At 71.5% G+C, this 14,728-nt stretch carries 8 protein-coding genes and 1 pseudogene; 3 read left to right on the plus strand and 6 right to left on the minus strand.

The genetic code is table 11. The features are described from left to right. Positions 1 to 422: 422 nt before the first annotated feature. Positions 423 to 2,156 (minus strand): SulP family inorganic anion transporter, encoded by a 1,734-nt coding sequence (locus ACH4MY_RS35905; RefSeq protein WP_398008730.1) that lies wholly within the window; start codon positions 2,154 to 2,156, stop codon positions 423 to 425. Positions 2,157 to 2,866: 710 nt separating this feature from the next. Next, positions 2,867 to 7,090 carry a S8 family serine peptidase gene (locus tag ACH4MY_RS35910; protein ID WP_398008731.1) on the minus strand — a complete coding sequence of 1,408 codons (4,224 nt, stop codon included), beginning with the start codon at positions 7,088 to 7,090 and terminating at the stop codon, positions 2,867 to 2,869. A 91-nt stretch (positions 7,091 to 7,181) separates the two neighbouring features. Between ACH4MY_RS35910 and ACH4MY_RS35915 the strand changes: the two genes are divergently transcribed. The 3 genes and pseudogenes from ACH4MY_RS35915 to ACH4MY_RS35925 form a co-directional block, all read left to right on the plus strand. Continuing rightward, the gene (locus ACH4MY_RS35915; RefSeq protein ID WP_398008733.1) at positions 7,182 to 8,135 is read left to right on the plus strand and encodes a helix-turn-helix domain-containing protein; all 954 of its coding nucleotides are present in this window, start codon (positions 7,182 to 7,184) and stop codon (positions 8,133 to 8,135) included. 516 nt (positions 8,136 to 8,651) lie between these two features. Beyond that, the gene (locus ACH4MY_RS35920; RefSeq protein ID WP_398008734.1) at positions 8,652 to 8,801 is read left to right on the plus strand and encodes a hypothetical protein; all 150 of its coding nucleotides are present in this window, start codon (positions 8,652 to 8,654) and stop codon (positions 8,799 to 8,801) included. Between the two features lie 355 nt (positions 8,802 to 9,156). Beyond that, positions 9,157 to 9,768, plus strand: a pseudogene (locus ACH4MY_RS35925) (transposase family protein); the annotation flags it as partial. Positions 9,769 to 9,809: 41 nt separating this feature from the next. Here ACH4MY_RS35925 and ACH4MY_RS35930 read toward each other — a convergent pair. The 4 genes from ACH4MY_RS35930 to ACH4MY_RS35945 all read right to left on the minus strand — a co-directional run bounded on the left by ACH4MY_RS35930 (position 9,810) and on the right by ACH4MY_RS35945 (position 14,663). Beyond that, entirely contained in the window at positions 9,810 to 11,033 is a 1,224-nt protein-coding gene (locus tag ACH4MY_RS35930; protein ID WP_398008735.1) for a hypothetical protein, read from the minus strand. 39 nt (positions 11,034 to 11,072) lie between these two features. After that, positions 11,073 to 12,629, minus strand: a complete 1,557-nt coding sequence (locus tag ACH4MY_RS35935) for an FAD-dependent oxidoreductase (protein ID WP_398008737.1) — start codon at positions 12,627 to 12,629, stop codon at positions 11,073 to 11,075. Further along, positions 12,626 to 13,345, minus strand: a complete 720-nt coding sequence (locus ACH4MY_RS35940) for a class I SAM-dependent methyltransferase (RefSeq protein WP_398008738.1) — start codon at positions 13,343 to 13,345, stop codon at positions 12,626 to 12,628. The genes ACH4MY_RS35935 and ACH4MY_RS35940 overlap by 4 nt, the downstream gene beginning before the upstream one ends. Before the next feature lie 130 nt (positions 13,346 to 13,475). Further along, complete coding sequence (locus ACH4MY_RS35945; protein WP_398008740.1) at positions 13,476 to 14,663, minus strand: lycopene cyclase family protein; 1,188 nt, start codon at positions 14,661 to 14,663, stop codon at positions 13,476 to 13,478. Positions 14,664 to 14,728: the final 65 nt, after the last annotated feature.

Consider the following 14,728-nt stretch of genomic DNA (forward strand, 5'->3'; position numbering starts at 1 on the left):
CAGCCACCTTCGCCGCGTCCCTCCTCGCAACGATCGGGCCGGCCCGCCGCGCTGCCGCCATCCGCCCCGCGCTCGCGGTCCGCGTCACCGAATGAAGGCCACGGCCGCAAGACTGCTGTACCGCGCCCTTGAATCGCTGGGCCGAGTCACGTTCTCCCCGACGGCGCTGCGGGGCCGGCCTCGGGTCCGAGCGGAAAACACCTGCCCACCCCTCCTCGGCATCCGAGCTGCTCGACCGAGCGGCGGACCTCCTCGCAGAATCGGCAACGCTCGTACACGACAACGAGCGGCGCTGACGCACATTCAGCGTCGGGGCGTCGGCTGCGACCCTGGTGATGCGGGTTCTGCTTGCCCTAGGTGGTAGAGGAGGACCCAGCGAGCCCCACTGCGCTGCGCAGTAGCTGACTGAACGGCTGTGACTCCTACTCAGGAGAACCGTCTTCGCGGGCGCGGCGCCAGTCCCGGTACGCGGTCACCGCCGTCGGCAGTGTGGGGAAGATCAGATCGGGACCGACCGACTCGGTCAGCCCGTAGGCGTCGAGATCGTGAAGCAGGTCCTGCTTCACACGTGCCATCGCGAACACGATGCCGCGCCCGGCCAGTTCGCGACGCAGCTCATCGACGGAGTCCAGCGCGGTGATGTCCACCTCCACATTGGCCTCGGCATTCAGCACGAACCAGCGGACGGGCCCGGACTGCTCCGCGACTGCGGCGAGTGCACGGCGCCGGAAGTTCTCCGCGTTGGCGAAGAACAGCGGCGAGTCGTACCGGTAGACGACCAGCCCTGGAATCGTACGGGCCTCCGGATAGTCTTCGACGTCGTGCATGCCGGCCACGCCGGGAACCAGCCCTTGGACGGCATCGTGCGGGCGCGCGACCCGCGTCAGCAGCTCGGCCACCGACAGACTGACCGCCACCAGCACCCCGTACAGAATGTCCAGGGACAGCACGCCGCACAGGCAGCCGACGGCCAGCAGGAGTTCCCTGCGGCGGAAGGAGGCCAGCCGCCGGAAGCCCGCCAGGTCGATCATCTTGACGGCGGCGTAGATGACGAGGGCGCCCAAAACGGCAACCGGAGTGAGGCTCAGCAGCGAGCTGAGGAACAGCAGTACGGCGAGAACGGCCGCGCCGGCGGTCAGCGAGTACACCTGACTTCGCGCACCTGTGGAGTCCGCCAGCGCAGTGCGGCTGGCACTGCTGCTCACCGGGAACCCGCTCAGGACGCCCGCGCCGAGGTTCGCGGCGCCCAGGGCCAGCAACTCCTGGTTGGCGTCCAGGCGCCCGAGCTCGTCGCCGGTGGCGAAGGCACGCGCGGTGAGGATGACATCCGTGTAGCCCACGAGGAGGAGGCCGAGCGCCGGAACCATCAGCCGAGACAGCTCGTCGAAGTCCGGCAGAGCCGGATGGGGCAGCCCCGCCGGCACCGCTCCGATCACGGCGACGCCGTGCTCTTCCAGACCGAACGCCGCCACCGCCACGGTTCCGAGCCCCACCACCACCAGCGGCCCGGGCACCGCGTGCAGGAAGAGCGGAAGGGCGAAGAGGAGGACGAGGGCGGTGACAGCGACGGCGACGGTGGCGGGCTGGGCCCCAGACAGGTTCTTCGCGAAGGACACCAGCTGCGGAAAGAAGCCCGACCCGGTGGTGCTCACGCCTGTCGTCTTCGGCAGCTGGTCCACGATCATGATCAGCGCCACACCCGCGAGATAGCCGACCAGGACCGGCCGCGAGAGGAGATCGGCGACGAAGCCGAGCCTGGCCGCCCACGCCACCACGCACAGCAGCCCGACCGCGACTGCCAGCGCGGCCGCCACTACGGCATATCGCCCGGGGTCCCCGGCGGCGATCGGCGCGACCACCGTGGCGGTCATCAGCGCGGTCGTCGACTCCGGCCCGACCGACAACAGCCGTGACGAGCCGAGCAGCGCGTACAGCACCAGTGCGGGCAGGATCGCCCACAACCCGGCGACGGGCGGCAGCCCCGCCACGGTCGCGTACGCCATGACCTGCGGCACGAGATACGCCACGACGGTCACGCCCGCCAGCAGGTCGCCGCGCAGCCAGGAGCGCTCGTAGCGGGCGAGGACAGCGATTCCAGGCGTGCCAGGCAGCAAACGGCGCCACCCCGAATCGCTGGGTCGGGCGTGCTGCGACATGAGGCTCCTCTCCCCCGCCGCTTCAAGATCCCACCGACTCTGTCACGGCCGCGGGACCCGAAGGTCTCACCACGCCGCCATCCATTGCCTCCGGGCGTGACCGCCAGTGCGCCCGCTCGCCCAGCACGGGCCCAGGCCGGGCCGGACGGCTGAAGCGCTCAAAGCCGCGTGCCCGACACGTCGTGTTCGAGGGGCAGTCGAGGAGGTGCCACGAGCCTCTGGGGCTCGAGCGCGGAGCGGCCCTCCGCACCAAGATCCGGTCCATTCACGGACCAGCACCCCATCGTTCGGCACAACGGTTGACGTTCTTGCAGCTCAGCTGGGGTGCAGCGCGTGTACCGCCAGCAGACGAAGAACCTGTTGGTCAGCCACTCGCCGAAGAAGCCCGGCTTCTTCCAGGGCTAGAGAAAGAGGCGCCTGACCTGGGGTTCTACCCAGGTCAGGCGCCTCTCCCCAGGCCCCTTCCTCGAAGGGAGCCAGTTGTGACCACGTCCCACGGCGACGTTCACGGTCCGGCACGAGCCGACATCAGCGGACCGCCCACGTGGACACGGAACGGCGAACAAACGCTCCCGGCACATGGAAGGAGAGGGGCCGGCGGGCGATTCTCCCGCCGGCCCCGCGCACGAGCATCGACCGGACCCGGGACTTCCGGGCCGGATCGGCGCTCGCGCCGGTCGTACGGTCACACTCGTCGTGCTGCGGGTGGGTCAGCGGCGCAGCTTCAGGCGGTGTACGCCGCCGTCGACCGCGCCGACGTAGAGCGTGCGGCCGTCGGCGGCGGCGGCCAGCTTGGTGGTGTCGGTGTTCTGCAGACCGCTCGAAATGTTCTCCCACGTAAGGCCGTTGTCGGTGCTGCGCAGGACGCCCCGGCCGCCCTGGACGAGTCCGGACGCCGTCGAGCCGGTGGTGGCCGCGTAGAGCGCTCCGCCGACCCGCAGCAGGTCCGAGACGTGGACCGCGAGCGGGCCGGTGTCGGCGGTACGGAAGGTCTTGCCGTTGTCGGTGCTGATCCGGATGGACGAACCGCCGACGACCAGGCGTCGGCCGTCCACCACGATCGCGGAGACGGGGCCTTCGGCGACCTTGGTCTTGGTGACGCCGCCGTCGTCCGAGCGGTAGAGGCCCGAGGCGTTGCCGAGCCAGATGCGCCGCGGGTCGCGCGGGTCACCGGCCATGGCGCCGAAGGACTTCTCGTGGAAGAGGTTCTTCCAGGTCCTGCCGCCGTCGAGAGTCGTGAACAGCCCGTCGCCGAAGATGCTCCTGAAGCTGATCGCCACGCGGTTCGGGTCGGCCGGGTGGACCAGGATCGAGGTCGGTATCTCCGACGACGTGCCCTTCACCTGCCAGGTCCGGCCGGCGTTACCGCTGCGGGAGACCTCGAAGAGGCCGGTCGCGGTGCGCCGGACCTGCCACACCACCTTGGTGTCCTTGGGGGAGACGGCGATGTGCGAGGTGAGGCGACCGGTCCTGCCCTCTGCGCCTGACTGGCCCCACTCGGGGCTCGCGACCGGGATCGCGGTGCGGTAGGTGCCGCTCACCGTTCCGGCGAGCAGCTGGTCGCCGGAGGTCGCCAGGGCGAGGGTGGTCAGGCCCTGGACGCCGATCCTCCGGTATCCGGTGCCGTCGGCCGAGCCGCGGTACAGGCCGTCCTGTTCGCTGGACACGGTCACCGAGCCGTCGGCCCAGCGGTCGTAGTCGATCGCGATGGCGGCCTTGGAGGGAGCGCGGACGGGCTTCCAGGTCTTGCCGTGGTCGTGGCTCACCTGCCCGGCGCCGAACAGCGCGCGCAGGTACAGGTCGCCGCCGGAGGCGGACAGTCCGTTGCCGCCTTCCGGCACGGGCAGCAGGGTGGACCAGGTACGGCCCTTGTCGTAGGAGCCGCGGACGCCCGTACCGGGGACGTAGGCCGCCACCACGGTGGAGTCGGCCGCCAGGCCGCGGATGGTGTCCACCGGCTCGTCGAGGACGAGGTGCGCCGTACCGGGGTCGCCCTTGCCGACGCCGTCGATCCGCCAGACGCTTTCGAAGGTCGCCAGGTACAGGGTGTCGCCGACGAGCGTGGCGTCGCGGACGGAACCGGTCACGCCGGTGGGGTACATCGCCCAGGTGTCGCCCGCGTCGGTGCTGACCATCAGCGTGCCGTTGACCATCGCGGCGAGGGTGCGGGTCTGCTCGTCCGCGACGAACTCGTCGATGTACGCGTCGGGCACGTCGAGCTTACGCCAGGTGCCGCCGTTGTCGTCGGTGCGCAGGATCGAGCCCCGGCGGGTGGGGTCACCGGCCGTGTTCACGGCGTACCACCAGCGATCGGGGCGGTGGGCGTCGACCACGACCGCTCCAGTGCCGTTGCCGTCGGCGATCGGCAGCCGGCCCACCTGGCGCCAGTTGGCGCCGCCGTCGGTGGTCAGCCAGGGGGCGGCCTTGCGGTACTGGGTCACGACGGCCTGTTTCGGCCGGGCGGGCGAGAGCGCCAGGTGGCCGGCCTCGCTGTTCGGGCCGATGGGCTCCCAGCGGTTGCCGCGGCTGCCGGCGGGGGTGACCTCGAAGGCGCTGGTGCCGGTGATCCGTCGGCCGTCGGTGGTCGTGGCCCGCACGGCCAGCAGGTAGGCGCCGGCCGCCTTCCCGGTCACGTCGGCCTGGTAGTAGCCGGCGCCGTTCATGGTGGTGGCCAGCGTGAAGGCCTTGCCGTGCGGCGGCGTGACGGTGATCTCCGGCGGTGCGTTCAGCGCGGCCGGGGCGGCGACGTGCACGGTGGAGCGGCCGTCGCTCGGGTCGGGGGACGCCTGGACGACCAGGTGCCGGACGACCAGCAGGTACGGCACCCGCAGGGCCGGTCCGTGCGCGGGGGTGGCCGTGATCCGGCCGCTGATCTCCGTGTCGGTGGCCGGGCGGTCGGCGCGCAGGGTGACGGTGACGGTCGCGGACCCCTTGGCGGGGATGGTGACCCGCGCCGGGGACACGGTGGTGGGCCCGGTACTGCCGAGGGTGACGGTCAGCGGTGCCTTGCCGGGGTTGGCCAGGCGTACCTTCGCGGCGCCGCCTACGGTCCTGCGCGACAGGTCGGCGAGGCCGAACGACACGGTCGTCGGGGAGGCGCCGAGCGTGGCCGACGCCGCTGCGGCCACGTCGAGCCGTCCATTGCCCTGGACGGTGGGGCCGGTGCCGGCGAGCGCCTTCGCGGTGCCGACCAGTGCGGACCTGATCCCGTCGGGGTCCTGGTCCGGGCGCAGTTGGCGCAGCAGGGCGGCGGCTCCGGCAACGTGCGGGCTCGCCATCGAGGTGCCCGACATGCGGTATACGCCGGGTTCGTACATCGAGGTGGGGATCGTGGAGCGGATCTCCACGCCGGGTGCGACCAGGTCGGGCTTGAGGCCGAAGCCGGTGCCGGGTCCGCGCGACGAGAACGAGGCGATCTCGTCGGTGGAGTCGGTGCCGCGCAGGGTGACGGACACCTTGCCGGCGGCCAGTTCACGGCTCAGCTGGGCGTACTGGGTCGTGTCGATGCCCATGACGACCAGGTGGTCCATGCGCAACGAGTCGCCGGAGGCGGCGGTCCGGGTGAAGTCGGGGCGGGCGGGGGTCGCCGGGGCCTCGACCGTTCCCGGGGTCGCGGCGAGCACGGGTCCGTCGTGGACCGGGAGGCCGCCGAGCACGGCGAGCGCACCGCGCTTCTCGGCCTCGCGTGCCCAGTCGATGTCGTTCTGGCTCAGGACGTCCGTACTGGGCGCGACGAGAAGGTCTGCCCGCAGGATCTTGCCCCGTACGTCACCGATCCGCTCCCAGTCCTCAGGGGTGCCCGCGCCGACATCCACGAGCGGCGCGGTGACCGGTTCCCGGGGCGGGTTCGCGGACAGGATGCCCCGGTACGTCTGGATCAGTTCGGGCTTCTTGCCCGCCAGGTACGCGCTGGGTGTCCGCACCCCGCTGGTGGAGGCGCCGACCGCGATGACGCCGTCGGCCAAGGCCGGAGAGTTGACGGTGCCGCTGCCGGGCCCGTCGTTGCCCGCAGCCGCGACGACGACCACTCCGGCTCGCACGGCGGCGGTCGCCGCGCGGCCCAGCGGGTCGGTGCCGTCACCGGGGCCGCCGAGGCTCATGTTGATGACGTCGGCCGGGTGGGGGTTGGCCGGGTCGGCCGCCGCCTCGATGCCGGCGATGATGTCGGAGGTGTAGCCGCTGCCGTCGGCGCCGATGACCTTGTAGGCCAGCAGGGAAGCGTCGGGCGCCATGCCGGTGACGCCTCCCTCCTTGGCGGCCTTGCCCGCGATGATGCCGGCGACGTGGGTGCCGTGACCGTTGTCGTCCATCGGGTCGTCATCGCCATTGGCGAAGTCGAAGCCGCCGACGACCTTATGACCCTTGCCGAAGCCGCCGCCCAGGTCGGGGTGGCCGTAGTCCACGCCGCTGTCCAGGACCGCCACGACGGTGCCCTTGCCGGTGGCCTTCACCCCGGCCGGGTCCTCGCGCTTCCAGACGTCGGGCGCGCCGGTCAGCGGGACGCTGGTGTCCGTGCGCACCTGTATCCGGATGTCGGGCCGGACGGCGATGACGCCCGGCAGCGCGGCCAGCCGTGCCGTCTCGGAGGCGGGCACCGTCATCGCCACGGCGTTGACGAGCAGGCCGAGTCTGCGGGGTGCGGCGGGGTGCAGCCCGGCTTGCCGTACCGTCCCGACGAAGGCGTCCTGCCGTGCCGCCAGGGCCCGTCGGGCGTCGCCGACGGCGGAGGTGGTGCCGGCGGTCAGGGATGTGAGCGAGCCGCCGGGGGCGGCTGCCACGGCGGCGTCTCCGGACAGCTCGACGATGACCCGCTGGTTCGGGTCGGGTGACTTCGCGGTCGCGGTGCCGGGTGTCGCGGTGAGCGTCCCGGCTAGCGCGACGGTGGTGACCGTGGCGGCCACCAGACGTCGGCTTCTTCGTGGGTTCTTGGCCATGGGAAGAAGTCCTAGCGCCGAAGTCACTCTCCGTACAACGGATCTTGGCGGCCCATTGCTGCACTTGGCACAAGTGGGCCAGGATCCGCATATGACGAACGAGCTCACCGCGGCAGGCATCGATCCGTTCGACGAGAGCGTCTACCGGGCCGTGTTGACCCGGCGTACGGCGGCCCCGGCCGAGCTCGCCGCCGACCTCGGCTGCTCCCCTCTCCGCGCCGCCAGGGCGCTGGACCGGCTGCACGACCACGGCCTGGTCGGGCGGCTCACGGGGGTCCGCCGCCGGTACGCGGCGATCGAGCCGGGAGCCGCGGTCGAGTCACTGGTACGGAACAGGACAGCGGAGTTGGACCGGGTCCGTTCGGCGGCGGGCGAGCTGTCCCGCCTCTTCGCCGCGGCCCAGACCGGCACCGCCGGGGAGGACGAGGTGGAGATCGTCACCGGCCGTGAGGCGCTCGGCCGTTGGTTCGTCCGCCTCCAGCAGGAGGCGCGCGAGGACGTCATGACACTGGACCGGCCGCCGTACGCACTGACCACCTCCAACCCGGTGGAGAGTACGGCGCTGGGGCGCGGCGTGCGCTACCGCGCGGTCTACGCCCCCGAAGCGCTGGAGTGGCCAGGGGTGCTCGAGGACATCCGCGGACTCGTGCGCCGTGGCGAGCAGGCCCGGGTGATGCCGGGCCTGCGGATCAAACTGGCCATCGCGGACCGCCGGCTGGCGCTGATGCCGCTCTCTCTGGACCTCGACGGCGTGCGCGCTGCGGTCATCCGCCCCTCCACGCTGCTGGACGCGCTCACCGACTACTGGGAACTGTGCTGGAAGCAGGCCCTGCCGCTCGACGCCCCCTCCGAGGACCCGCTCGGGGAGGAGGATCGCCTGGTGCTCACCCTGCTGGTCAGCGGCCTCAAGGACGAGGCCATAGCCCGCCAGCTCGGCTGGTCGGTCCGCACGATGCGCCGGCGCATGAGCCGCCTCCACGAACTTCTGGGCGCGGTGAACCGCTTCCAGGCCGGTGTCGTCGCGGCACGCCGCGGTTGGATCTGACCTGCCGCCGAGCCGGGGCTGACGGCCACTTGGCGGTGATCCCGCCCACAGCCATGAGCGCTTGGGAGGTACCCGGACCGTTCCCGGACCAACTCCCTCCAAGAAGCGGCGCATACGACCGATCGCACTGGTCAGCGCGGGTTCATTGGCTGTACCACCAGCAGACGAAGAATCTGCTGGTGAGCTACTCACCGAAGAAGCTGGGCTTCTTCTAACGGCACGGAAGGAGGCGCCTGAGCTGGGCTTTCGCCCGGGCCAGGCGCCTCCGTGGAGCGGCCGGCAACGCAAGTGGGCGAGGTGGTGAAATAGAGCTCTTCTCCCAGTTCATCCCACTGGTATCCCAGTCCTGACCAGCAGTTCCGGGCCATACACGGGCCAGATTGCGGCTCAGCCCGTAGGACCGCTGCCCCCACTGCGCCGACCCCACTCCTGCATCGACTCCTCAATGAGCCGGTTGGAGTGCTCCTGCAGGCCGTCCAGGAACTTGGCGCAGTACTGGAAGACCGGGCACCGGACATGCACACAGAGCTGGTCTGGGTCGACCCCGCCAGCCCGCCGAGGGACTGTCACCCCTTCGCCCACGAGGTCCTGCGCCACTTCACCGCCGGGTACCGGTACGCCAACGTGCCCGCCCCCGAACTCGTCGACGGAGGTGAGACCCGGTGACGGTCACCATCGGGCCTCGGATGTGGGTCCGCATTCGGAATGTCCTGTTCCGACGTGCTGAGCTGGTCTGTTGCGGGAGTCTCAGTTGCGGAGCACGGCGCTTCTGTCTCACCTCCATGTCCCTTTTGGCCATGCCGCTTTGACGGACAGGGGGTTCTGACTGGCTGCGTAGGTGAGAAGGGGGTTCTGGCACAGATCTTGGCGAACCGTCGCGGAGCGTGACGTCGTTGTTCGATTGCGAGGGACTGGCTCGTGCGAGACGGCGTACGCCTTGGCGTCGGACGGTGGGGTGACGCTCCCTCAGGTGCGTTCCGTTCGCTGCTGTGGCTGGCTGTGGAAGGTGATGGTGCTGGTCATGCAGACCGATGCACCGTTCTGGGGTTCGCTGGTGTTCGACGGGATCGACGAGGTCGAGGTCGAGGCGGTTACGGCCGCGTTCGGCACGGTCGAGTTGGTGGCGAGAGGCCGCACGGCCGGGGCGGCATGTCCGGACTGCGGCCTCTTCTCGGGCCGGGTACACGATCGTTACCAGCGCAGGCTGAATGACCTTCCACTCGCTGATCAGGGCTTTGTGATCCGGCTGACGGTCCGGCGATTCATCTGCGGGTCGGCGGACCGTCAGCGCCTGACGTTCGCCGAGCCGTTCTCCCGACTGGTCGCGCCGTACGCGCGGTTCACCACGCCGCTCAACCGTCCTCTGGAACGGGTGGGGCTCGCCCTGGCGGGGCGGGCCGGTGCCCGGCTGGCGGCCCAGCTCGGTTTCGATGCGGGACGGATGACCTTGTTACGCAGGGTCATGGCACTGCCCGATCCGCGATTCAGTACTCCACGGATGCTGGGCGTGGACGACTTCGCGATCCGTCGCGGCCAGACCTACTCCACCGTCTTGACCAGCGTCGAAGACCGTCGCGTGGTCGACGTGCTCCCGACCCGTGAAGCCGCACCGCTGGCAACCTGGCTGGACCGTCACCCTGGGGTGGAGGTCATCTGCCGGGACCGGGCGGGCGCCTACGCCGAGGGCGCCTGGCGCGGTGCCCCGACGTTCTGCAGGTCGCCGACCGGTTCCATCTGTGGCAGGGCCTGGGCCGAGCGGTGGAGACCTGCGTCGCCGCCCACCGCGACTGCCTGCGCAACCCGGCACCCAGCGGCACGCTGTCGGAGGCCATCGTGACCTGCTCTTGCGGGAAGACGTCGCTCAGCACCGACGCGAGCACGGTGTTCGTCGCGGGGGTGAACTTCGACGGCTTGAGCTTGACGCGGTTGCCGGCGGCTATCGCGGTGACGACGGGGCATCAGCGACAGGTTGACGGGATAGTTCCACGGTGAGACAACCCCGAGCGGCTGGTATTCGATGCGGTTGGTGCCAAAGCGCATGTGCCAGGCAGTGTGGCGGCCGGTCGGACGCATGAACCGACGCAGATTGCGCTGAAGGTAGTCGATGCCCTGAACCACGCCCCCGAGCTCCGTCATCGCGGTCTCATGGCGTGAGCGATTGCCGAAGTCGGCGTTGATCGCCTCTTCGATGGTGATCCGCCGGTTGATCAGTGCCGCCTTGAGCCTGCTCAGGTCGCTGCGTCGCGCCGCCGGCGAGGGCGCTCCGTCGCGGAGGTAGGCAGCGCGCTGAACAGCGACGGATCGCCTGGTTTCACCTCCGGGAAGCCTGGCGATCCAATCGCGGGACCGGACCTGTTGGCGTACGCGCCTATTGCCTATGTGTTCAGCCGCGTACGGGCGAATGTGCCCAGCCAGTGCCGCCCCGTTGTCGACCCGGCCGCGACCAGGTGGGGCGATCGCGACCAGTTCCAGCATCACCGAAGGGTGAGGTCCTGGCCGATGGACTGCTCGCGGGGCCGGTTTGCTGCCGGTGATGAGTTCGCCCCGTTCGGCGTGCACATGTTCGGCTGTGACGAGGCCGTCCCCGATCGGCATGAGCAGGTCGTTGCTGCTCGCAGGGAGTGGGGCACGTACGGCCTGGCGTGATTCGACGCACACCAGCACCTCGGCGACCGTGGCGTCGTCGATCTCGCGACCTGCCGGGTTGTATCCCACGGATGTGATGTGTACCCCGGGTGTCAGCCACGAGCGGCGGATGACGGGTTCGACGGCGTGCGTCGTTGCGGCGGCGATGTCCGCGCCGTCGAGCGCCTCGGCGTAGCCGGGCACCGCTTGGACGTCGGCCTCCAGGACGGCTGAGAGTTCCTGTGCAAGGCAACGGTGTGAGTGTCCGGCCACGGACGCGGTACGTCCTTCCGCGGGTCGGTGTCCGCCCCTTCAGTGCCCTGCCCACGCGGCCGCACGGCGCAGTACGGCGTCACGACCGCGGTCCGGCACCGTCCACAGGGTCTGCCCGCGTACGCCCCATCGCTCAAGGAGGGCGTTCGCGGCCAGGAAGCCGGTCGTCGCCGCCCGTTCCATCAGAGCGACGGGCAGGTCGGTGCGCACGACGTCGCCGGCCACCACCAAGCCGGGATCGGAGGTGCGGACGGTGGGACGGTCGGCGTAGCCGCCCACGGGAAACAGCGGGCAGTCCTCCCGCCATTCGTGGCGGACGTCGACGACCTCGGCGGCCCCGGTCTCCGGGTAGACGCGGTGGAGCTGCTCGACGAGGCGTTTCTTTACGACGGTGCGGGGCTCGTGCGGGTCGACGGCGTAGGCGTGGAGTTCCACGACGGATCCCGCGGTACGTGCCACCCAGTGCGCCGCCTCGTCCTCCCAACGGTCAAGGACGCTGATGTTGTCCAGGCCGCCGAAGCCGCTGGTGCCGAGGAAGCCGGGGCGGTCGGGGGCGACGGGCCGGTCCAGCCACAGGCGGGTGACCAGGAAGGGCGGGGCCGTGCGCAGGCGCGCGACGCGCTCCCGCCAGGCGGGGTCGCCGAGCCGCTCCGAACGCGCGACCAGGGACCGCAGGCCGGCGGCATCCAGGGCGAGGACCACGGCGTCGTACCGGCGTTCGCCGCGGTCCCCGGCGACCTCGAATCCGCCGCCTCGGGCAGGTGCGACGTGCTCGACCGCGCTGCCGGTGCGCAGTTCGGCGCCGTGCCGTCGGAGGTATCCGGCGAGGGGGTCCCATAGCGCCGTCGGGAAGGGCGAGCGGGGCACGTCGAACAGCAGGCCCTCGGCCGAGCCGAGGAAGTAGATGTGGAACATCAGCGCCATCTCGGCCGCCGACAGCTGTCGCGGGTCGGCGAAGAAGCTCCGGGAGAACACCTCGAACGCCAGGTGGCGGGCGCGCTCGGGGAAGCGGACGGTCTCGAGGAAGTCGTAGGCGCTGATGTTGTCGAGGCGGTGGTAGACGTCGGGTACGCGGACGTCGAGCAGCGGCAGGGCCGCGACCGGGTCCATGGCGCGCAGGTCCCACAGTGCGAAGGAGGGGCTGAGCGCGACGAAACCCAGCGCGCTCCACGGCGGGGTGCGCGGCACGTGCCGGAAGCTGTCGCGCGTCCCGTCCGCGTGCAGCAGCGGATAGTCGGGCAGTCCGGCCAGCCGGGCCAGGGCGGGGTCGGTACGCCGCAGCAGGCCCCGCAGGTTGTAGTACTGCCGGAAGAACGCGTGGAAGCCCCGGCTCATCGTCACAGTGCTGCCGTCGCGCAGGCGGGTCGGCCGACCGCCCACCCGGCCGCCGATGTAGGGCTCGCGCTCGTACAGCGTCACCGCCACGCCCCGTTCCGCCAGCGCGGTGGCGGCGGCTAGTCCGGCGATCCCTCCGCCGACGACGGCGGCCGACGGCCGGCCGTCGGCGCGGTCGGCTCCCGGGCGGGCCGGCAGCACGCGGGCCCGGCGGTCCCGGCCTCGGCGTGCGGCGGGCGGGCGGGACATCGAACCGGTCATCGGACGTCCTTCCCGCGCGAGGCCACGAACGTGTGGGTGATGCCCGTCTGCCAGCCCGGCAGAGGCAGGGCCCGGACGTGGTCGAAGCCGGCCTTCCGGATCCGGTCGGCGAACCGGCCGGCCGTGTCGAAGCCGACGACACTGTGCCACAGGTGACGGTAGAGCGGCCCGTCCCCCAGCAGGGTCGCGGCGGGCTGGACGACGCCTCGGCACACCAGCGTCCACACCGCCCGGTGGGCGCGGCGGCCGCTGAGGCTGTACTCGTGCGCCCCGAGCCGTCCACCCCGGCCCAGGACGGCGCGGACCGTACCGAGGACGGCGTCGGGATCGGAGACGTTACGGAAGAGGTAGGCGGCGAACACCGCGTCGAACGGCCCTTCGACCCCCGCATCCGCCAGTCCCTCGGCCGGCGCGTGGACGAGCCGCACTCCGACCGCCCACGGCTTGGCGGCGGCCCGCTCGAGCATGCCGGCCGAGGCGTCGACGGCCGTGACGGAGGCGGCCGGGAGGACGGACCGGATCGCGGCCGTAGAGGCTCCGGTGCCGCAGCCGAGGTCCAGTACGCGCAGCCCGGCCCCCTGCCCTGGCAGGCCTAGGCGGCGCACCGAGCGCCGCAGATGGGCGTGGTAGCCGGGGTTGGCGGCCACCAGGGCGTCGTAACTACGGGACGCGTGGTCGAACGCGGCGGCGAGGTTCTCGTCGCGCAGCAGGGTCATGCGCTCTCCAGGGGATCGGTGATCGGTGGGAACGGGCGGGGCAGTTGAAAGAACGGCGGAAGCGGGCCGGTCGGACGAGGGGGCGGTGGGAACGGGCGGGTCGGACGTAGGGACGGTGGGAACAGGCGGGTCAGTCGAAGGGGCGGCGTGACAGTCCGGGGAGTTCGACGGCGGTGCGCAGCATGGGGACGACCGGGGTGTGCAGACCGACGGAGAGGTCCTCGAACAGGCTCGTGCGCCCGTCGAGGAAGCGCAGCAGCCGACCCGCCGGGACGCGGGCGAACAGCCGGGAGAACAGGGCGGGGCCGTCGACGCGGCCGCTGTCGAGAGCGCGCAGGAGCACCGAGTCCATGGTGCGGGCCCGCCAGGAATGGGCGGCCGGCGGGACCGGTCCGCGCTCCTGCCGCAGTGCGGCGGCGACCGCTCGTGTCTGGCGCTGGAGACCGGCGAAGGCGTATCCGGTGGACGGACGGGTCGCACCGCCCGCGGCACCGATCCGGAACACGGACGCGCCGACCCGTCGGGGCATGGGAGCGTCCGTCATGGGGATCACTCCGGTCTCGGTGGCGGCGACCTCCAGGTCGCCGAGGCGCAGTACGTCGCCGGCGTAGTGCCGTACGGCCGCCTCGTAGCCGCTCGCCGTCAGGAGGCGCGGGGAGAACTCCGTGTACTCCACGAGGGCTTCGCACGGGCCGGTGGGCAGGACGTAACCGAAGGAGAGCCCGTCGGCGGGCTGAGGGGTGCGGAAGTCCATCAGTTCCACGGTCCCGTGGTCGAAGGCGGGCCGGGCGGTGCGCACGAACCAGCCGTGGAAGTGTTGCAGCAGGGTGGTGCGGGCGGCCGGGAGGCTGCCCAGGGGGCGCGAGTCGAACACCCAGCGGGCCTCCAGGACGCGGGGGCGACCGTCGGACCGGGTCATGAGCACGCGGGCGCCCGAGGGGATCTCCTCCACGGTGTCCACGGCCGCCTCCAGACGCCGGACGTTGGCGCTGTGTGCGAGGTCCCGGGCGATCAGGGACTCGAAGTCGTCGGAGCGGATCATCTTGTACCGCAGCGGCGCGATGTCCCCCTCGATCGCGCGGCCGTCGGGCGGCCGTACCCGCAGGTGACGCCATTCCGATCGCACCGCGGCGTCGAAGCGGCCGCGGCCGGACTCCCAGAAGCACCAGGTGCGCGGAGCCGGCCGGAGCGGGCCGGGCGGGGCGTCGACGAGGATCACGGACGGAGTCAGGGCACCTGCCACGGGGCCGTTCAGCCGATGGGCCAGGGATAGTCCGGCGGCTCCCGCCCCGATGACCGCCACGTCCGCCTTCAGCACGGCCGCTCCCTCCATCTCTCTTCTCGCTGCACATCGCCCACAGGGGTTCCCGTCCCGGCATGGAC

The sequence above is a fragment of the Streptomyces sp. NPDC017246 genome (assembly GCF_044331325.1).
Lineage (GTDB): Bacteria > Actinomycetota > Actinomycetes > Streptomycetales > Streptomycetaceae > Streptomyces.

Excerpts from the sequence above, each read along its gene's own strand:
- ACH4MY_RS35905 (WP_398008730.1), bottom strand. The coding sequence starts at position 2,156 with ATGTCGCAGCACGCCCGACCCAGCGATTCGGGGTGGCGCCGTTTGCTG.
- ACH4MY_RS35910 (WP_398008731.1), bottom strand. The coding sequence starts at position 7,090 with ATGGCCAAGAACCCACGAAGAAGCCGACGTCTGGTGGCCGCCACGGTC.
- ACH4MY_RS35915 (WP_398008733.1), top strand. The coding sequence starts at position 7,182 with ATGACGAACGAGCTCACCGCGGCAGGCATCGATCCGTTCGACGAGAGC.
- ACH4MY_RS35920 (WP_398008734.1), top strand. The coding sequence starts at position 8,652 with ATGCACACAGAGCTGGTCTGGGTCGACCCCGCCAGCCCGCCGAGGGAC.
- ACH4MY_RS35935 (WP_398008737.1), bottom strand. The coding sequence starts at position 12,629 with ATGACCGGTTCGATGTCCCGCCCGCCCGCCGCACGCCGAGGCCGGGAC.
- ACH4MY_RS35940 (WP_398008738.1), bottom strand. The coding sequence starts at position 13,345 with ATGACCCTGCTGCGCGACGAGAACCTCGCCGCCGCGTTCGACCACGCG.